Here is a 19,096-nt window from a genome sequence, read left to right as displayed (position 1 = left end):
TTAATGATTGCGGTCGTACGCAATAAGCTGTTTTGTGCTTATGATGACGGCTCCAATCATAAGCCTCGGCTTTGAAATCCAGCCTTGCCCCTGTGAATGCGGTGGTGATGCTGCGCCGTCCCTCGGGCCCGCGCGGGCGGTGCACCGCTTGGCCTCCACGCAGTGAGGTCGTGAGGGCCGCGCCGCTTTGACGCTGCAGCCGCCACCAGGGGCGCTGCAGGGCAGGCCCATTACCAGCGAGATGTTTTCATGAAATCCACTGTGACCCCCCTTGGCGCGCTGACCGCCGCCCGCTGCCCTGGAGCCATCGGCTGATGCGCCGCGTCGTCATCACCGGCATGGGTCTGGTCTCGCCCCTGGGCAGCCAGGTGGAACTGGCCTGGCAGCGCCTGCTCGCCGCGCGCTCGGGCGTCACCCGCCTGCCGGACGGGGTCGCAGAAGGCGTCCCCGCCCAGGTCGCAGGGCGTGTGCTGAGCTTGGCCGAGGACCCCGAGGGCGGCTGGGATGTGGACGCCATCGTCTCGCCCAAGGACCAGCGCAAGATGGACCGCTTCATCCCGTTCGCGCTGGGCGCAGCGCAGCAGGCGCTGGCGCAGGCCGGCTGGCCTGTCGCGGGCGGCGATGCGGCTGTGCTCGCGCGCACGGCCACCGTCATCGCATCGGGCATCGGCGGGTTCGGCGCCATTGCCGATGCGGTGCGCACCACCGAAACGCGCGGGCCGCAGCGGCTGTCGCCGTTCACCGTGCCGTCGTTCCTGGTCAACCTGGCGGCGGGGCATGTGTCCATCCGCCATGGGCTCAAGGGCCCGCTGGGTGCGCCGGTGACGGCCTGTGCCGCCAGCGTGCAGGCGCTGGGCGATGCGGCCCGCATGATCCGCTGCGGCGAGGCCGACATCGCCGTGTGCGGCGGCAGCGAGGCCGCCATCGACCGGGTGAGCCTGGGCGCGTTCGCCGCGGCCAAGGCGCTGTCCACGGGGTTCAACGATGCGCCGCACGAGGCCTCGCGCCCGTTCGATGCGCAGCGCGACGGCTTCGTGATGGGCGAGGGCGCGGGCATGCTGGTCATCGAGGCGCTGGAGCACGCGCTGGCCCGCGGCGCGCAGCCGCTGGCCGAGCTGGTGGGCTACGGCACGTCGGCCGACGCGTACCACATCACCTCGGGCCCCGAGGATGGCGATGGGGCGGCCCGCAGCATGGAGGCAGCCCTGGCGCAGGCGGGGCTGCGCGCTGGCGAGGTGCAGTACCTCAACGCCCACGCCACCTCCACCATGGTCGGAGACCGGGGCGAACTGGCAGCGATCCGCCGCGTGTTCGGCACCGACGGCGGCATCGCCGTCAGCTCCACCAAATCGGCCACCGGGCACCTGCTGGGTGCGGCAGGTGCGGTGGCAGCGATCTTCACGGTGCTGGCGCTGCGCGACCAGGTGGTGCCCGGCACGCTCAACCTGCACACGCCCGATGAGCAGGCGGGGGGGCTGGACATGGTCGCGCTGGCCGCCCGGCCGATGGCGCTGTCGCACGCCATGGTCAACGGCTTCGGTTTTGGCGGGGTGAATGCCACCTTGGTGCTGCGGCGCTGGCCGCACGGGCAGGCCTGATCAAAAGACCTTGGCGACAAGCCTGAATGGCAGCGTGAGCGCCGGGCGGGTTGCCGTGCAACTGGCCCGGCCAGGCCTGGCCTGGCCTGGCCTGGCCTGGCGCGGCGCGTTGGGAAGGCGGCCGGGCCGTGCGCGGGTGACCGGGGAAGGGTAAGTCTCAGTAATCCAGCTCTTCGCACACGGCGGTGAAGGCGGCCAGCGCGGCCTCGCCGTCCAGCTGCTCCATGCGCGCCAGCGCGTCCACGTCTTCCACGGTGCTGAAGGCCAGGTTGAAGTTCTGGAACCGCCGGCCTGCGAGCAGCCCGTGGTGCAGGACTTCGACGTTCACATGGCGCGGGTCGTTGCGGATGCGCTCGATGAGCTTGAGCACCGCTTTCTTGGGCCCCTCGAACTGCTGGCAAAAGCGCTGCCCGTCGAAAATGAGCAGCCCGGTGATGTCCATCCTGGTGTTGGCCACGCGGGCGGCGGCGGCGATCTCGGCCACGACGCTCAGGGGTTGGTCGGGCGCGAGCATGCTGACGTACAGCACCTCGTACAGTGCGGGGGAAAGGTTCATAGGGATGCCCCAATGTAGGCCGGGGCAGCGCGGTCGCGCAATGTCAAAAGACATACGCGGCATTGGCGCGTCACTTGCGCAACATCTGCGCTCTTGCGGTGTTGCGCGCGCAAGGACCGCTTCTAAAATCGCCGCACCATGAGCGCTGTCCCCCCTGTAGTCCCCGCCTGCCCTCCTGCCTGCCGAGCCTGCGGACTGCGCAAGACCGGCGCGTTCACGCTGGTGGAGCCGCAGGTGCTGGACTTCATCGAGGGGTTCCGCAGCGACACCATGGCGGTGCAGCCCGGCGACGCGCTGGTGCGCGAAGGGCAGGGCAATGCGCGGCTGTTCACGCTGTATTCGGGCTGGGCGTTTCGCTACAAGACGCTGAGCGACGGGCGCCGCCAGATCCTCAACTTCCTGCTGCCGGGCGACCTGGTGGGCCTGCAGCAGGAGTTTGGCGACGCCTCGGCGCATGGCGTGGAGGCGCTGACTGCGTGCTCGCTGTGCGTGTTCCAGAACGACAGCCTGTGGGCCGTGTTCCGCGAGCACCCGCGCCTGGGCTACGACATGACCTGGCTGGCCGCGCACGAAGAGGGCCACGTGGACGACAACCTGCTCACCGCCGGGCGGCGCAACGCCACCGAGCGCGTGGCCATGCTGCTGATGCACCTGTACCGGCGGCTCGACCGCATCGGCATGGCCGAGGGCGGCACCGTGGCGTTTCCGCTCACCCAGCAGCACATCGCCGATGCCCTGGGGCTGTCGCTGGTGCACACCAACAAGACGCTGCGGCGCCTGTCGATGCTGGGCCTGCACGAGCTCAAAGACGGGCGGCTGCGCCTGCTCAACACCCGCGCGCTGGCCCGCATCGCCGAGTACTACGACACGCCCCCGCGCCTGCTGCCGCTGCTGTAGCCTGCCGATGGGCATCAAAAACGGCCCTGCCGCTTATCTGGCAAGCGCCAGGCGCTATGTTTTACATAGCATGTGGCGTGGGGTGCGCTGCAGCCGATAATCCCGTACCGGCCTGCGCACGCACCGTGGCGCGGCCCGCACTCTCCCTCATCGTTCATGACGCAACTCGACATCCTCATCATGGCGGCCGGCAAGGGCACGCGCATGAAAAGCCGCATACCCAAAGTGCTGCAGCGCCTGGCGGGGCGCCCGCTGCTGCACCACGTACTCGACCAGGCCGCACACCTGCAGGCCCGCAGCGCGGTGGTCATCACCGGCCACGGTGCTGCCGAAGTAGAAGCCGCCTGCACGGGGGCCGCGAGTGGCAGCCGTGGTCTGGATGTGAAATTTGCGCGGCAGGAGCCGCAGCTGGGCACGGGCCACGCGGTGCAGCAGGCGGCGCCGCTGCTGGCCGACGACGGCACGGCCGTGGTGCTGTCGGGCGACGTGCCGCTCACGCAGGCCGGCACGCTGCGCGCGCTGGTGGATGCGAGCACGCAGGGTGGCGGCGGGCGACTGGCGCTGCTCACCGTCACGCTGGCCGACCCCACGGGCTACGGCCGCATCGTGCGCGACGCCCAGGGCGCCGTGCAGGGCATCGTCGAACATAAAGATGCGAGCGAGGCCCAGCGCGCCATCACCGAGGTCTACAGCGGCATCATGGCCGTGCCCACGCGCCAGCTCAAAGGCTGGCTGGCACGCCTGACCAACGACAACGCCCAGGGCGAGTACTACCTGACCGACATCGTCGCCATGGCCGTGGCCGACGGCGTGCCCGTGGTGGCGCACCGCATCAACGATGCGCTGCAGGTGGCCGGTGTGAACAGCCCGCTGCAACTGGCCGAGCTGGAGCGCGCGCACCAGTTGCGCGTGGCGCGCAGCCTGATGGAGCAGGGCGTGCGCCTGGCCGACCCGGCACGCCTGGATGTGCGCGACGACACCCGCACCAGCGCGCGCGGCGAGCTGCAGTGCGGCCAGGACGTGGAGATCGACGTGAACTGCATCTTCACCGGCCGCGTGGAGCTGGGCGACGGCGTGAGCATCGGCGCGCACTGCTGCATTGCCAACGCCACCATCGCCGCGGGCGCGGTGATCCACCCCTACACCCACATCGACGGCGAAAAGGCCGGTGCCAGCGTGGGCGCCGGTGCGCTCATCGGCCCGTTCGCCCGCCTGCGCCCCGGTGCGCAACTGGGCCGCGAGGTGCACATCGGCAACTTCGTCGAGGTGAAGAACAGCACGCTGGCCGACGGCGCCAAGGCCAACCACCTGGCCTACCTGGGCGACGCCACGGTGGGCGAGCGCGTGAACTACGGCGCCGGCAGCATCACCGCCAATTACGACGGCGCGAACAAGCACCGCACGGTGATCGAGGCCGACGTGCACATCGGCAGCAACTGCGTGCTGGTGGCGCCCGTCACCATCGGCGCAGGTGGCACGGTGGGCGGGGGCAGCACCATCACCAAGAGCACGGCACCGGGCGCTTTGAGCGTGGCGCGCGGCAAGCAGGTCAGCATCGCCAACTGGGCGCGGCCGAAGAAGTGAGGAGCGCTGTGAGCCGCTGCGCGCCTTCCTCCGCCCTGATGGTGCGGGGCAAGAATGCGCCCGGTGGCCCGGTGCGGCCGATGGCGCTTTGGCTGGCCCTGGCCCGGGCCCGGGCGTCGCGCCAACTTCAAGGGGTGTGAACGATGAGCGACAACGACACCGCGCAGACCCTGCTGCAACTGCGCACCGAGCTGGCCCGCAGCCAGCAGCAGGTGGCCGACATGGCTGCGGCGCACGAGGACTTTCTGCGCGCGGTCTCGCACGACCTGCGTGCGCCGCTGCGGCACTTCACGTCGTACGGCACGCTGGTGCGCGAGACGCTGGGCGACCTGCCTGCCGCCGTGGTGCAGGGGGCCGAGGTGCAGGAGGCGCTGGGCTTCCTGGCCACCATGGACCAGTCGGCCCGCCGCATGGGCCTGATGATCGACGCGCTGCAGGCCTTGGCGCGCGCCGGCAAGGCCCCCGTGCGCTGGCAGCCGGTACCGCTGGCCGACGCGGTGGCGCAGGCGCGCGCAGCCCTTGCCAGCGCGCAGGCAGGTCGTGACGCGCAGTGGCGCATCGCCCCCGACCTGCCCACGTTGAATGCCGACCCGGAGCTGCTGCAGGAATTGCTCGGGCAACTGCTGGGCAACGCCCTCAAGTTCACGCGCAACAACGCTCAGCCCGCGCTCATCAGCGTGCAGGCCGTGGCGGCGGATGCGCCGGGTCAGGTGGGGTTCACGGTGACGGACAACGGCGCGGGGTTCGACCCGGCACGTGCGGGCCAGCTGTTTGGCGTGTTCCAACGGCTGCACCGCGAGACCGAGTTCGACGGCGTGGGCGCGGGCCTGGCACTGTGCCGGGTGATCGCGCAGCGCCATGGCGGCGCCATCACCGCTACGGCGGGGGTGGGCGCGGGCTGCACGGTGCGGGTGCAATGGCCGGCGGCGCTGCCCGGTGCTGCTGCGGGTGGTTGGGGCGGTGGTTGATGCCGTGGTTCAGGCAGTGGTTCAGGCAGTGGTTCAGGCAGTGGTTCAGGCAGTGGTCGAGACGGACCCGCGGTGGATCGCCCCAAACCGTTCGGGTTGAGCCTGTCGAAACCTTGCGCGGCGCTTCTACGCGCTCAGCGTGAAAGGGCTGGGTGCCGTCCCATGCGGGTGGCATCACACCGCAGGCACCAGCTCCGGCTCCATGCACCCCGCCACGCGGTTGCGGCCCGCCTTCTTGGCGGCGTACAGCGCGGCGTCCGCAGACTCGATCCACGCGCGCAGGTTGCTGTGGCGGTGGTCGGCCGGGGCCACGCCGATGCTGCTGGTCAGGCGCAGGTCGGGCAGCTCGCGCAGCCGCACGCCTTCGGCCTGGGCGCGAATGCGCTGTGCAATGGCCAGCGCATCCTGCGCCCGCATGCCGGGCAGGATGATGGCGAACTCATCGCCGCCATAGCGCCCCGCACAGTCGCCCGCCCGCACATGGCCGCGCACCACGTGGGCCAGCGCACGGATCACCTCGTCGCCCACGGCATGGCCGTGCTCGTCGTTGACCTCTTTGAAGTGGTCGATGTCCATCATCAGCATGCAGGCGGGCTCGTCGGTGGTGTGGTGGCGCCGCAGCGCGGCCTCGGCCTGCTCCTGCCAGTGCCCGCGGCCGAACAGGCCGGTGAGCGAATCGATGCGGCGCAGCTCGTCCAGCATTTGGTTCTGGCGTGACACCTGGCGGATGAGCTGGTAGCTCACCACGCTGACCGACAGCGTGTGCAAGGTCATCACCGGCAGGCAGGCCAGCAGCACGGCGAACGACGTTTCGGGTGCCCAGTGCCAGCCCGTGAGCACCGCGCTGGCCACGCCCGCCAGCAGCATCACCGGAATGGACCGCGCCCACAGCCCGCGGATGCCGGTGGTCACCTTGTCCACCAGGGTCAGCGTGAGCAGCAGCACGCTGGGCAGCAGGTTGAAGTGCATCAGCGGCACAAAGGCCGCCGCCGCCGCCGAATCGACCAGCAGATTGCGCATCTCTGTCCGGTACGGGTCGGTGCTGCGCCGGCTCAGCAGATAGGCCACGTGCGGCCACACGAAGGCCGGCAGCACCATGCCCAACCAGGCGTACACCGAGGCGTGCCGCTCCCACAGCACCACCCCCACCACCGCGCCACCCAGGCCCATGCCCAGCACGCGCAGCGGGTAGATACGGCGGGGCATCTGGCGTTCGGGCGTCGGCATCGATGGCGAAGGGGTGTGGGCCGCGCCCGCCGGGGGCGGCGTGCGATGGGGCTGAGGTCTGTGTAAAGAAGGCTGGCGGGGAGCTTACCGTGGGCCGCCGACGCAGGCCAGAGAGAAATGACCTAGATCTGACGCGGGGCGGACAGGTCGACCCTTCGCTGCACAGGTCGGCCGCGGATCGATCTTGAAACGCCCACGACTCAACCGCCACTTCACCACGGCTCAAGCCACGATTCAATTGCCGATTGGTTTGCTATATTTTGTATAGCTGCTGGCGCTTGCTAATCAAGCGATACGGGCACTTTGGTATCGAATTTGGCCCGCCGTGTGGCAAAGAAGGCCTTCACGTTCCGCACATTCGCGTCGCCGGTGAACAGCCGCTGCGACAGCGCCAGATACCCCGGCATGTCCCGCGTGTGCGCCACCAGTACGAAGTCCGGCCCCGGCGACACGCGCCAGCACTGCTGCACCGCCCCGTCGGCCACCGCGCGGGCTTCGAAGGCATCCAGGTGCTCGGCGCCCTGGCGGTCCAGAGACACCTCCACGATGCAGGAGAGGCCGTGGCCCTGGATGGCGGCCAACCGGTCGGGCTGCAGGATGGCCACCTGGCGCTCGATCAGCCCGGCCTCCTGCAGCCGCTTGACCCGCCGCAGGCAGGTGGGTGGGGACACATGCACCTGCTCGGCCAGCGACTGGTTGCTTTGGGCGGAGTCGGTTTGCAGCAGGTTCAGCAGCTGCAGGTCGGTGGCATCGAGTGTTATGGATTCCATATTGCCCGCAATTATGAAACTTAAATTCACATTGGTGGGTTGGTGAAATTTAAGTTCATAACGGTGAAAATATCGATGAGAAATTGTTTTGGAGCGTGCCTACCATCCCTCATCCGTTTCACACAAAGGCATCTCCATGTGCGGCATCGTCGGCGCAGTCTCCACGCGCAACATCGTTCCCATCCTCGTGCAAGGCCTGCAGCGGCTGGAATACCGGGGCTATGACTCCTGCGGCGTGGCCGTGCACGGCGCCAGCCTGGACCCTGCCCGCCACGGCACCGAGCGCGGCGGCCTGCAGCGTGCCCGCAGCACCGCCCGCGTGGCCGAACTGCTGGAGCAGGTGCAGACCGACCACCTGGACGGCGCCACCGGCATCGCCCACACCCGCTGGGCCACCCACGGCGCGCCCGTGGTGCACAACGCCCACCCGCACTTCAGCCACGGCACGGGGGCTGACGCCCACGCCCACAGCGCTGGCCGCGTGGCCCTGGTGCACAACGGCATCATCGAAAACCACGAAGAACTGCGCCGCGCGCTGCAGGCCCGCGGCTACGTGTTTGCCAGCCAGACCGACACCGAGGTCATCGCCCACCTGGTGGACAGCCACTACAGCGGCGACCTGTTCGAGGCCGTGCAGGCCACCGTGGCCGAGCTGCATGGCGCCTACGCCATCGCCGTGATCCACCGCGACGAGCCGCACCGCGTGGTGGGCGCGCGCGCCGGCTCGCCGCTGATCCTGGGCGTGGGCTCCGGGACTGCGGGCTCGGTGGCGGGCGAGCACTTCCTGGCCAGCGACGCCATGGCCCTGGCCGGCGTCACCGACCAGATCGTGTACCTGGAAGAGGGCGACCTGGTGGACCTGCAACTGGGCCGCTACTGGATCGTTGGCAAGGACCGCACCGCGCTCACCCCCGCGCAGCGCCCCGTGCGCACCGTGCAGGCCCACAGCGGCGCGGCCGAGCTGGGCCCGTACCGCCACTACATGCAAAAGGAAATCTTCGAGCAGCCGCGCGCCATTGCCGACACGCTCGAAGGCGTGGAAGGCATCGTGCCCGAGCTGTTCGACGGTGCAGGCCTGCACGGCGAGCCCGGCGCCGCCGCCTGGCGCGTGTTCAAGGAGATCGACAGCGTCCTCATCCTGGCCTGCGGCACCAGCTACTACAGCGGCTGCACCGCCAAATACTGGCTCGAAGAAATCGCCGGCATCCCCACGCAAGTGGAAGTGGCCAGCGAATACCGCTACCGCACCAGCGTGCCCAACCCGCGCACGTTGGTGGTCACCATCAGCCAGTCGGGCGAGACGGCCGACACGCTGGCCGCGCTGCGCCATGCGCAGTCCCTGGGCATGTTGCACACGCTGACCATCTGCAACGTGGCCACCAGCGCCATGGTGCGCGAATGCAAGCTGGCCTACATCACCCGTGCGGGTGTGGAGATCGGCGTGGCCAGCACCAAGGCCTTCACCACGCAGCTGGCGGGCCTGTTCTTGCTGACGCTCGCGCTGGCCCAGTCCAAGGGCCGCCTGACCGACGCGCAGGAGGCCGAGCACCTCAAGGCCATGCGCCACCTGCCCGTGGCCCTGCAGGCCGTGCTGGCGCTGGAGCCCCAACTCATCAGCTGGGCCGAAGACTTCGCCCGCATGGAAAACGCCCTGTTCCTGGGCCGCGGCCTGCACTACCCCATCGCGCTGGAAGGTGCCTTGAAGCTCAAGGAGATCAGCTACATCCACGCCGAGGCGTATCCCGCCGGCGAACTCAAGCACGGCCCCCTGGCGCTGGTCACCAGCGCCATGCCCGTGGTCACGGTGGCGCCCAACGACGCCCTGCTGGAAAAGCTCAAGAGCAACATGCAGGAAGTGCGCGCTCGCGCCGGCGTGCTGTACGTGCTGGCCGACGGCGACACCCGCATCGAAAGCGGCGAAGGCCTGCACGTGATCCGCATGCCCGAACACTACGGCCCCCTGAGCCCGCTGCTGCACGTGGTGCCGCTGCAGCTGCTGGCGTACCACACGGCCTGTGCGCGGGGGACGGATGTGGACAAGCCTAGGAATTTGGCGAAGAGTGTGACGGTGGAGTGAGGGGAGGGAGCAGGTGATCCGTTGTTCTGGGCAATTCAAGATCAGGTATGACATGTTCGAGCGCGGCTGCTGTGGGCCACGGTGTTAGCGCCGTTGCAGAAGTAAGTAAGCCCTTTTGACTCATGTGCCGACGCCCCATGAGCCGCGCGAGTGGCTCTATCCCCACACGCATGGTGGGTGCGGGGGCAGAACAAGTCGCGCAGTCGAAGGTTGGCGCGGTGGCTCATTCCGGTCTCGGCGGCAGCAAGCCTGATCGTCGACATCAGTCTGGTTCAATCCAAGACGCGACCAATCAGCCCTCGCGGAAGGCGGTTGCCTCAACTTGGTGTCTTCCCCGACTTGGTGGACGTCGCGGGCTTCACCAGCCGCGCGATCTCGCCACCGCACGCGCTGAAGTTGCTGGCGTATTCCTCGGGGTTGTCGAACAGTACCTGTGCTTGCATCAGGCGGTCGAGTTCCTGTTTCGCGTAGGCCAGGATGCCTGCGCTGCTTGCGCCCGAGGCCCAGGGATAGTCCAGCTCGCGGAACTGGCGCGCGATGTCGCGGTGAATGCGCACATGCGTCTGCTCGTGTTTCATCACGTGCGCATAGGCACAGCTGCCCGGCGGGATCTCGCTGGCCACGCGCAGCACCGGTTTGATGTAATCCAGCCGCACGACGACTCCCTGGCAACTGGTCTGCGGCATCACGGCCAGCTTGGTCTCGACAACGACGTGGCCGAGTTGCGTACCGCTGCGGCCGGCGCCTGCGCCGATCTTCGTCAGTTCGGCGGCCGATTTGGCGTTGTCCACTTCCGGGTCGGCGAACCAAGCCGCAGTGAAACGCACCGCCTTGTCGCAGGGAGACAGGTTGGTGGGCTGCGCCTGGAAGCAGGCGCTGGCCAGCAGCAGACCGAGGAGGCTTTTCACCATAACCTCCTGGTTATCGGCAAGATGCGCTCGTCCTGAAGCGGTAGCCGCAAGGCGGCTGGCCTGATAGGGGCGGACGAGCATGCCCGGCGCCGGCTGGTCGCCAGTTGGCGTTCTTTCAGCCTTCGATCGCATTGCGTGAAATCGTATTTGACCTGGTTTGGCATCGACGCACAAAGCCTTGGCATCCTAAGCAGGTGGGCGCATTCAAGCCGGGATCTTGGATTCAGATGCTTAGCCTACTGCACTAGCAAAACGCTTCGATGAACCGCTGCGAGCCGTGTTTGAGTGGTCGCTCCCACATATCTGAAGGAGTTTGCGACTTTAGATTTGCCGCTGCTATGACTAGCAGATCGCTTGGCCGCATGGATGCTAGGCTTCAGTTTACGACTTTAATTGCCCGGAATAGCTTCCGAATGATGCGAACATAGGCGAGGCACTACCGCGGTGAGTCAAACCCAATTCATTGAGCTTCTTTCATCTCAAATCCATCTGGATAGATTATTAGATGTCCATGTGACTGGAGAAGGTTAATAATTTTTGACAAAATGCCCGCCTCAGATGATATGGGAAGGTGTATCCACGCAAGGCATCTGCCATTTTTATACTCCAGAAATTTTGATGCGGCTTCGTCGGACTGCAGATCTGGCTTCAACTGATGAGCTATACAAAATTCGAAAAATTCTTTTTCTTTAAACTCGCCGGACTGAATTGCCGATTGCAAGTTATCGCAGTCGATCTTGTCGGGAATGGAGCTGAGGCCGAGAAAAATATTTTCCGGCACACCGTTACTCCACATCTCTCTTTGCAGCACTTCCTTGCTGTATTCCGAAGGTAGATTGCCTCCTGGTTGCGACCAAACCTCTAGTTCATAAATTCGACTCATTGTGGATTCTCCGGGTAGCGAATTTTGACGTCCCTGCTTCCAATTGGCCTATGAATATGCAGTGTTTGATGTCCTGTTGTGTGCGAAGTATGGATTCCTGCAGTGCTTCCGTCAGGTAATAGTTTTTGACCATTTTCTCCAGTGGTTCCTGGTAGTGAATTTAAATCTTCTTGCGCATTACCGCCGGGCTTTACATAGTGCCCTTTTACTGGTCGCCCTTTTTTGTCGAGTTCGTTCTTCAAGCCTTCCTTAACGCCCTCAATTGCTACATCTGAATCACCTCTCGGCAAGTCTGCGCCCTCATTGAACACCCAATTCGATGCTCGGTTTAATGCATTCGACAGGCGCTCACCTGCTTGACTCAGCGACTTGGCCCTCAGCGCAATATTCTCCGGTTTCATTGCATCGCTGTTCCCCGCGACCACGAGCACGGTGGCAAGTGCCAACAGAGGTATTGCATACCGTCCATCCGGGTCCACGTACCTATAAGGATTGTTATTCGCATACGCATACCGGTTGAAGCTGTGCGGTTGCTCAGGGACAAACTCCACCGGGTCGATGCCCGTAAACCGCCCCAATAGCGGCATGTAGTACCGCGCCCCCATGTACGACAGCTGCGTCTCCGGGTCGTAAGCCTTACCTGTAAACCACAGCTTGTTACCGCCGCTGGCCGGGTCCGCCACCTGGCGATAGCCATAAGGCAGGTAGTTCTCCTTCCACACCACGGCGCCCGCAGCGTCGGTGGCCAGCATCGGGGTGCCAGCGATATCGTTGTGAAAGTACGTGACGGTCTGCGCAGAAGCCGTGCCGAGGGTGCCGACCGTCAGGGTGAGCAGCAGTGCCAGGCGTGCCACGAATCGATACACAGAAGTTCGCATAGCGGTGTTCAGCGTCGTGATCATTGTGCGGACTCCTTCTGGGCGATGCGCTTGCCGTTGAGGTAGATGTATTCCACCAGCTTGCCGGGCACGCCGGGCGTGTATTCCGCCAGCAGGTTGCCGTGCACGCCGTGGAACTCGTAGGTCTTCACGCCTGCCTTGGTGACCGATGTCCGCTTCTGGTCGCCGTCGTAGGCGTACTGGATGCTGGTGGCGGGCGTGGAGCAGTTCACGCACGTGAGGTTGGGCACCGAGTCGTAGGTATAGGTGCGGCCCGACCCACTCGCGATGTTGCCTAAAGAGTCGTAGGTGAACGTCGTCGACAGCGTATTGGGTGTCGCCGTAAGTGCGCTCAGGCGGTTGTCGCTGTTGTACTGATAGTTCAACTGCTCACCATCGAAAGTCTGGCGGGTGATGTTGCCAACACCGTTGTACGTGATGGCGCCGGAGCCGCCTCCGAAGGACATGGTGGTCAGGCGATCCATGCTGTCGTAGCCAAGGGTGCGGCTGTAGCTGTCGTCGCTGGTGTCGCTGATCCGGGTCAGGTTGCCCACGTCATCGTAGGTATAGGCCGCATTGGTGAACAATGAACCCGAGCGCGACGTTCTGAACGAACTGGGCCACAAGCGAGAGTTCTGGCCGTATTCCGATTGCGTGCCGTTCGCATACGTGATGCTGCGCAGCTGTCCCGACGGCCAGTAGGACACCGATGTCGCATAGCCCGACACGGCCGTCGGCCTGCCCAAGGTGTTGACCGAATAGTTCACCGTGGTGCCCGAGCGCGGGTACGTGACGGAGGTCAGTTGGTCGTTGCCGTTGTACCCATACTCTGCCCGCCAGCTCACTGCACCAGCATCCAGTTCTTCCTTGGTGAGATTGCCGTTGCCGTCGTAGGTGAAGTCCCGGGTCGCCTCCGAGGAGGTTGTTCTGAGAAGTCGATGACGTCGGTCGTAGGTATGTGAGACCGAGGGGGCTGAGCCCGGGTAATTGATGGTGCTCAAGCGGTTCTGGCTGTCGTACGAATACGAGATCGAGCCGGCAGAGCCCACGCTCTTGGAGGTCATGTTCCCTGCAGCATCACGCCCAAAGGTGGTCGTGCCGGTCTCTGGGTGAGTTGCCGATGTCAGGTAGCCATTGCTGTTGTAGCCAAAACTGCGTGTCCAGCCATCCTGGGTCGCAGAGGTGATGAGATCCTTGTTGTTGCGGTCAAAGCGCACGCTGGAACTGCTGTCCGGTGTGGACACTTCCATCAGGAAGGTCCTGTCAGGATCACCGTATGCGCGGTACGAGTAGCTGGTGGAATAGTTGCGCTCGTTTCTCACCGTCTTGGAGCCCGAGCTATACGAGATGGACTGCGTTGAACCGTCTGCGTTGCGGACCTCCTCCAGCCGGTTGAGCATGTCGTAGCGGTAGGTCTGGCCCGATGAGCTGTCCGGGTCTGATGTGAAGGTGATACGCCCCAACGCATCCACTGTGTAGCTTCTGGAAATGCCGCCTCGGGTGACGCCTGTGACCCGGCCAAAACTGTCGTACGAGGTGGTCTCGGTCAGCGAACCCCGCGTGACTTGCCGGCTGGTGGCCGAGTAGCTGATGCTGATGCTGTTCCCTATCGGAAAATCAATCGATGTGAGCCGGTTGAGATCGTCGTACCCGTAGCGGGTCGTGCGGCTGTTGCCGTCAGTCTCCGAGGTCACGTTGCCCGCATCGCTGACTTGGCGTGAGATCGAAATGCTTTCGGGCTGCGTCTCGCTTTGCGGCACTCCACGCATGTAGTTCGAGTACCGGTGTGTCAGCGAACGGGGAAAGGTCGTGCTGCTCACGTTGCCTTCTCCGTCGTAAGTGCGGCTGACGGAGACGCCGTCTTTGGTCTCGTTGGTCAGATTGCCGGAACTGTCGAAATCGCGGCTGACTGAGTGCCCGGCGGAACTTTCGTTCTCAGGCTGCTTGATGATCCACTTGGAGGTGTTGGTGTAGTAGCTGATACTGGTCGTTCGACTGCCACCGTTGGGCCCGGACTCGGACACCGTGCGAGGATTTCCGTAGTTGTCGAAGTTGCTGAACGTGGTGCGGTAGGTTGCACCATTGCGGGTGATGGTCTTTTGCGCCAGCAGCGGCGCGTTGGTCTGCAGATAGTCAATCTTGGTCAGAAAAGCACCGGGCCGAAAATACGTCTCGTTGGAGATGGTCTGCTTCTCCCACACGTATTGCTCCACCTGCTCCGAGCCGATGCGCTTCTCGGCCAGAAGCCCCACCTTCCAGACACTTCCAGAGCCAGCATATCCCGGGCCGAAGTGCTTGTAGACGATGCTTCCAGCGGGTGTCGATACCGTGGTGGTGTCCAGCGAGCCCGTTCCCCCGGGCGCGTAGCTGAAAGTCCAGGTCCCGCCCGTGCTCATGGTTTTTCTGCTGACCACGTTGGAGCGGCTCGCGGGGTTGGATTGCGAGTCGAAGTACTCGAAGTCATACGAGTAACTGATGGTCCCGCCTTGAGGCGTCTTCGCGGAGCGCATCAGGTAGCTGCCCGCCGACGTTCCGCTGTTGCCGTTGTACTCGTACGTCCAGTCGTTGTTGTCGGGGCGCACCACCCGGGTGAGCTGGTAAATGCCGCTGATGCCAGATGCTTGATAGCTGTACTGGTAGGTCTGGCCCGCACCCGTGATGGAGCGGATACGCGGTATCGCACTGCCCGCGCCGTCGTAGCTGAAGGTCAGTGAGCGCCCGTCGCTGGTCGTTACGGTGCGGATCTCCGAGCTGCTGGCCGAGGCGTAGTTGATGGTGATGGAATTGCCGTTGCGGTCCGTGATCTTCTTGGTGTGCCACTCGTACACCGGCGAAGAGGTAGACGAAAAGCCCAGAGCCTGAGTCATCTGGTATTCCACACCGTCCGGCGATGTAACGATGAGACCGTCACCACCCGGGTTGCAGTCAGCCCGCCAGCGCTGAGTGGTCAGCGCCATGGGGGAGTTCTGGTTGGTGAAGGTGAGCAACTGACGGCTTCCGTCCGGCAACTCCAGCACTGGGTTCTCGGCGACTGTTTCCACGTTCTTGTTGAAGCACGGAAAGCCTTCGCGGGCTTTGAGGATGCGGCCGAAGTGAATGGTCCAACCCCACCCAGCCGTGGTTCTGGGCTGGCCGGCGCTGGCCGGGTCGACGTTGCTGCTGTTGTATGAGCGGATGACTTTGAGGTCCAAGCCGCCATTGCCCGGAATTCGGATGTCCACGTAGTGCCGCTGCAGCGAGCCGGTGAAGGGGTCGATGCTTTCGTGGTGGCTTTGATTGACCGCGTCGCGGTTGGGCTGGATCCCGGGCTCCTTATAGAAGTCGGGGATGACCTCCTGGGCTTGTGCTGCGCTGGCGGCAGCGATCAAGGCGAAGCTGATTCGCCGAAGGGTTGGGTTTGACACTGGGCTCTCCTCCCGTTGAAGGTGATAAATCACTCAGCAAGCACATGCGTGGGGCGGCCTCACATGTGCTCACGTCTTGTCGCAATCTATCTCTTCAATATCTACCAGCGATGAAAACCTTAAAAACTACCTATGTGGTCTTATGCATAAGTTGACCGGAGAAGTCAATTTGCTTTTGTAGCGCGCAAATTTTCACCAGTATTCGGCGGAATCGTATTGTTTAGGGAAAGCAAAATGCAAATTAGTATCAGTGGCGAAGGTTGATTGCTGTTTTGCACACAAACTATTTGCTTTTGAATGTGACAATAATTCGAAATTTGCAACAAACGAAACGATTCACTTTGCTGTGGTGTATGGCGAAGTTAATTTGTAAGCATTAATTTGTTTTGCAACTAAACGATTCAAAAATCTCACATGTGTTAGTGGTGAGGATATGGCACCAATAAGCGCAATCATGCAGTAAGTGAACACTTCGGCATACTTTCACTCACAAACAGCCCTTTTCAGAAACCATTGAAGCTTGCTTAATGCAAATCAATCGCAATGGGTGGCTAGGCGGTGTTTTCTAAGGATACCTATCAAAAATGATATTGCATCAGTTGCGGCTGCTGCATTATTTGCCGGTTATTGCGATTGCGCGCGTGAATAAGGATGAGGGATCTGCGACGTCTCGCGATGGAGCTGTCCTTGCACATTGCAAGTGAACCCTGCTGAAGTTCCACTGATGCAGATGAAACACCTTATTTACCGCATTGCTTGCCTTGCTGAAGTACCGACCTTGACCTCAACCAGGAGATTTTTTGCATGAAGCACATATTCCTTTCGGTGGCACTGCTCGCATCCGTGGCTGCGTCGGCCCAGGAGTTCGAGAAGGACAACGGTGTCATCCGCATCAAACTGAACGAGGCCATAGCGCCCTACGGAACCAACTCGCCGATGATCACGAACATGTGGATCGCCGGCCGCAAGGTGGTGCCCCACGACAACGCCGGCGCAGACTTTCAGATGACAAGCCGCAGTAGCCAAGGCAACAACTACAACCCGACGCAGGGTGGTGATTGCGCAGGGCGCACCTCAGTGCTGACGGGCTCGATTCCGAATTGGAATGGCGCCCAGCTCGGAACCCCGGCCAGCAACGGCATCCTGCTCGGAATCGATCCACTGCTCTATGACGAACCGGGCCTCTCCGGTACCTGCAATGGCGGGCAGCCAGGCGTTGCTCCGTACGACATGGCATTCGGCGTGACGTTGGGCGACGGCGTTGCGGTGCCGCGCGAAGCGATGGTCGTGGACATGTCGATTCGCAAGGACGGCCCGGCATCTCCTGACCTGGTCAAAGCCCTGTCGGAATTGCCGGTGGCTTTTGTGGATGTCAACTTCTTGCGCTATGCCTACTACAGCGTCGACGGAGTGAATTTTCAGCAGCTGCAAGGGTCGACCGGCCCCAGCTTCAGTCACGATATCAAGCAATGGCTCTGGAACGAAAACTTCGAGCGGAGTGGTCACGCGATTGCACTTTGTGACCGCGCGGATGCGATCGAGCAGCCGGCCCAAGGTACGTGCATGGCGTTCTATGCGCACGAATTTACCCGCGTCTACGCGAGCCGGCGCCAGGGATCGCCGAACGAACTGGCGTTGATGTCCGTACTGGGTGACAACGCAACTGCACCCACCATCTCCGACACGCAGTGGCACACAGCCCGCCGGTTGGTCGCCGTCGGCAACTTGTCGACTGTGGCTGCAGTGATTGGACATGCCGAGCAGAACTACCCTGCGTCTGGATGGGCGCGCTGGTAGGACTGCGCTTGTACTTAACAAGCCCGGCCGCCGGGACGACGTGGGTGGGCAACCCCCATGACGTCACCCGGATTGGCACCTGATCAAGTGCCATATGCCGACATGACAAAAGTCGGCTTCGCCGCGGGCGGGTGCGCCGTGCAGCGAACCATCGTCCCGCGCACTTCCTGCCCAGGCCCGCCCATCGCGGCGCCGAGCCACCACCACTGAGGAGCTGTTATGAACATTGCACAACGTCGTCCCTTATTGCCCGCTCTGCTGCGTCTGGCCGCAACTGCAGCAGTTTCGGTCCTGCTGCTGGCGCATGGCAGCTTGCTGCATGCGCAAGTGATCCCCAAGAAGATCGCTGTCTATACCGACTCCATCGGGGACGGAGGCAACGTCGGTGGCAATCCCACTACCGCTGCTGGCGCACCTTTGGGTACGGGCCCAATTTCTCAGTTCACAAGCTACCCGGCTCATGGTGCACACCCCAGCCTCTACGATCTGGCGTGGCGTATCTTCGGTGCCAGCAGCGCCTCCAGCTACGACGCGCAGCAGTTTGGCGGAAGCACGCTCACCGGTATGGTCAACGGCTATCGCAAGAGCTACGCCACCGACCCCGCCAGCGACGTGTTGGCATGGGGCGGCCTGACGCTGGTGCAGCACGCTGCAGCCATCCAGGCTGATACCGTCATCATCCACCTCGGTGGTAACGACGGCGAGGGTGAAGGTGTTTTTAACACGACTGACAAGCACAACATCGTGGCCTACCAAATCGGCATGCTTGGCAAGCAACTGGCCGCCCAAGGTCGCCGCCTCGTAGTGATCGAAGCACCCTACACGGTGCCCGAAGACGCCTACGCTGCTGGTCTCGTAACGCCCGGCCTCACTCCAGCCTACATTGCTGCGAAGGTTTCGGAGTGGCAGGCGTATTTCCCTGCGACAAACACCGGCATCGACGCTGGCGTGGCCGAAGTGAATGCCCATTACCCCGGCTTCGCCATCCGCTCCAACTACTGGAGCGACGGCACCGTGGCAATGAACCGCGGCACGACCCACGAGGGTCTGCACCCGACGCTGGCAACGCACGCAGCCATTGCTGCGGCGGTGGCTGCAGACGTGAAGGCGTTTCGAGGCTGGTAAGCATGAGGGCTTCGGCCCTCGTGGAGTGAAACATGGATCAGCTTCTCACAAGACTGATCTCTGCGGGCTGATTTGCATGGCGCGCTGAAGCAGAAAAGCCCGCAGACGATTCCGCGCCATCCAAGTCGCTGCAGAGAGTCTGCCGGAACCTTAGGCCGAAACACGGGCTACCCTGCAAGCCTTCGCCTCGGAAAACGACGGCGGTCGGGTATGCATGCACCAAAAGCTGGCGCCTAGGACTCGACGACCGTTGTGACAGTGCGCTTTCGCGTTCACGGTACTTCCCTGATCACAGGTCTTCAGGTTGGCACAGCGTGAAGTTTCGCGCTGAGCGTGTAGCGGGGGAAAACGCCCTGACTTCGATCCGTGGGGTGGCCCCGTGTGTGCGGTGTCAGCCGTGTGATTGATGAGACGGCCGTTT

The 19,096-nt window shown here is 63.7% G+C and carries 14 protein-coding genes; 7 read left to right on the top strand and 7 right to left on the bottom strand.

The window, feature by feature from the left end; all coding sequences use genetic code 11:
• Window positions 1–314 precede the first annotated feature (314 nt).
• Window positions 315–1,598, top strand: a complete 1,284-nt coding sequence (gene fabF / locus ACSQ3D_RS12760) for a beta-ketoacyl-ACP synthase II (RefSeq protein ID WP_436127145.1) — start codon at window positions 315–317, stop codon at window positions 1,596–1,598.
• Between the two features lie 157 nt (window positions 1,599–1,755).
• On the opposite strand, the gene ACSQ3D_RS12755 is transcribed toward fabF, so the two are convergent.
• Window positions 1,756–2,154, bottom strand: coding sequence for a BLUF domain-containing protein (locus ACSQ3D_RS12755; protein WP_056162862.1), 399 nt, complete (start codon window positions 2,152–2,154; stop codon window positions 1,756–1,758).
• A gap of 138 nt (window positions 2,155–2,292) precedes the next feature.
• On the opposite strand from ACSQ3D_RS12755, the gene ACSQ3D_RS12750 reads away from it, so the two are divergent.
• The 3 genes from ACSQ3D_RS12750 to ACSQ3D_RS12740 all read left to right on the top strand — a co-directional run bounded on the left by ACSQ3D_RS12750 (window position 2,293) and on the right by ACSQ3D_RS12740 (window position 5,603).
• The gene (locus ACSQ3D_RS12750; protein WP_056162864.1) at window positions 2,293–3,051 is read left to right on the top strand and encodes a Crp/Fnr family transcriptional regulator; all 759 of its coding nucleotides are present in this window, start codon (window positions 2,293–2,295) and stop codon (window positions 3,049–3,051) included.
• Window positions 3,052–3,207: 156 nt separating this feature from the next.
• Window positions 3,208–4,635 carry a bifunctional UDP-N-acetylglucosamine diphosphorylase/glucosamine-1-phosphate N-acetyltransferase GlmU gene (gene glmU, locus ACSQ3D_RS12745; protein ID WP_436127144.1) on the top strand — a complete coding sequence of 476 codons (1,428 nt, stop codon included), beginning with the start codon at window positions 3,208–3,210 and terminating at the stop codon, window positions 4,633–4,635.
• A gap of 143 nt (window positions 4,636–4,778) precedes the next feature.
• Complete coding sequence (locus tag ACSQ3D_RS12740; RefSeq protein ID WP_436127143.1) at window positions 4,779–5,603, top strand: sensor histidine kinase; 825 nt, start codon at window positions 4,779–4,781, stop codon at window positions 5,601–5,603.
• A gap of 174 nt (window positions 5,604–5,777) precedes the next feature.
• On the opposite strand, the gene ACSQ3D_RS12735 is transcribed toward ACSQ3D_RS12740, so the two are convergent.
• Both ACSQ3D_RS12735 and ACSQ3D_RS12730 read right to left on the bottom strand, forming a co-directional pair.
• Complete coding sequence (locus ACSQ3D_RS12735) at window positions 5,778–6,830, bottom strand: diguanylate cyclase (protein WP_436127142.1); 1,053 nt, start codon at window positions 6,828–6,830, stop codon at window positions 5,778–5,780.
• Between the two features lie 281 nt (window positions 6,831–7,111).
• The gene (locus ACSQ3D_RS12730; protein ID WP_436127141.1) at window positions 7,112–7,600 is read right to left on the bottom strand and encodes an Lrp/AsnC family transcriptional regulator; all 489 of its coding nucleotides are present in this window, start codon (window positions 7,598–7,600) and stop codon (window positions 7,112–7,114) included.
• A 136-nt stretch (window positions 7,601–7,736) separates the two neighbouring features.
• Here ACSQ3D_RS12730 and glmS point away from each other — a divergent pair, with 136 nt between their 5' ends.
• Window positions 7,737–9,677 (top strand): glutamine--fructose-6-phosphate transaminase (isomerizing), encoded by a 1,941-nt coding sequence (glmS, locus tag ACSQ3D_RS12725; RefSeq protein ID WP_436127140.1) that lies wholly within the window; start codon window positions 7,737–7,739, stop codon window positions 9,675–9,677.
• Between the two features lie 317 nt (window positions 9,678–9,994).
• On the opposite strand, the gene ACSQ3D_RS12720 is transcribed toward glmS, so the two are convergent.
• The 4 genes from ACSQ3D_RS12720 to ACSQ3D_RS12705 all read right to left on the bottom strand — a co-directional run bounded on the left by ACSQ3D_RS12720 (window position 9,995) and on the right by ACSQ3D_RS12705 (window position 15,753).
• Window positions 9,995–10,585 carry a hypothetical protein gene (locus tag ACSQ3D_RS12720; RefSeq protein WP_436127139.1) on the bottom strand — a complete coding sequence of 197 codons (591 nt, stop codon included), beginning with the start codon at window positions 10,583–10,585 and terminating at the stop codon, window positions 9,995–9,997.
• A gap of 463 nt (window positions 10,586–11,048) precedes the next feature.
• Window positions 11,049–11,471 carry a hypothetical protein gene (locus ACSQ3D_RS12715; RefSeq protein WP_436127138.1) on the bottom strand — a complete coding sequence of 141 codons (423 nt, stop codon included), beginning with the start codon at window positions 11,469–11,471 and terminating at the stop codon, window positions 11,049–11,051.
• Window positions 11,468–12,373 (bottom strand): RHS repeat-associated core domain-containing protein, encoded by a 906-nt coding sequence (locus ACSQ3D_RS12710; protein WP_436127137.1) that lies wholly within the window; start codon window positions 12,371–12,373, stop codon window positions 11,468–11,470. The genes ACSQ3D_RS12715 and ACSQ3D_RS12710 overlap by 4 nt, the downstream gene beginning before the upstream one ends.
• Window positions 12,370–15,753: a hypothetical protein gene (locus ACSQ3D_RS12705; RefSeq protein ID WP_436127136.1), complete on the bottom strand. Its 3,384-nt coding sequence runs from the start codon at window positions 15,751–15,753 to the stop codon at window positions 12,370–12,372. Before ACSQ3D_RS12705 ends, ACSQ3D_RS12710 begins: the two co-directional genes overlap by 4 nt.
• A gap of 804 nt (window positions 15,754–16,557) precedes the next feature.
• Between ACSQ3D_RS12705 and ACSQ3D_RS12700 the strand changes: the two genes are divergently transcribed.
• Window positions 16,558–17,550 carry a hypothetical protein gene (locus tag ACSQ3D_RS12700; RefSeq protein WP_436127135.1) on the top strand — a complete coding sequence of 331 codons (993 nt, stop codon included), beginning with the start codon at window positions 16,558–16,560 and terminating at the stop codon, window positions 17,548–17,550.
• A 219-nt stretch (window positions 17,551–17,769) separates the two neighbouring features.
• Window positions 17,770–18,675, top strand: a complete 906-nt coding sequence (locus tag ACSQ3D_RS12695) for a hypothetical protein (protein ID WP_436127134.1) — start codon at window positions 17,770–17,772, stop codon at window positions 18,673–18,675.
• The last annotated feature ends 421 nt before the right edge of the window (window positions 18,676–19,096 follow it).

The organism is Acidovorax sp. LjRoot117 (genome assembly GCF_964252695.1).
GTDB lineage: Bacteria > Pseudomonadota > Gammaproteobacteria > Burkholderiales > Burkholderiaceae_C > Acidovorax.
Note: the sequence above shows the minus strand (reverse complement) of the source record. Positions and strands in the feature narration are given on the sequence as shown.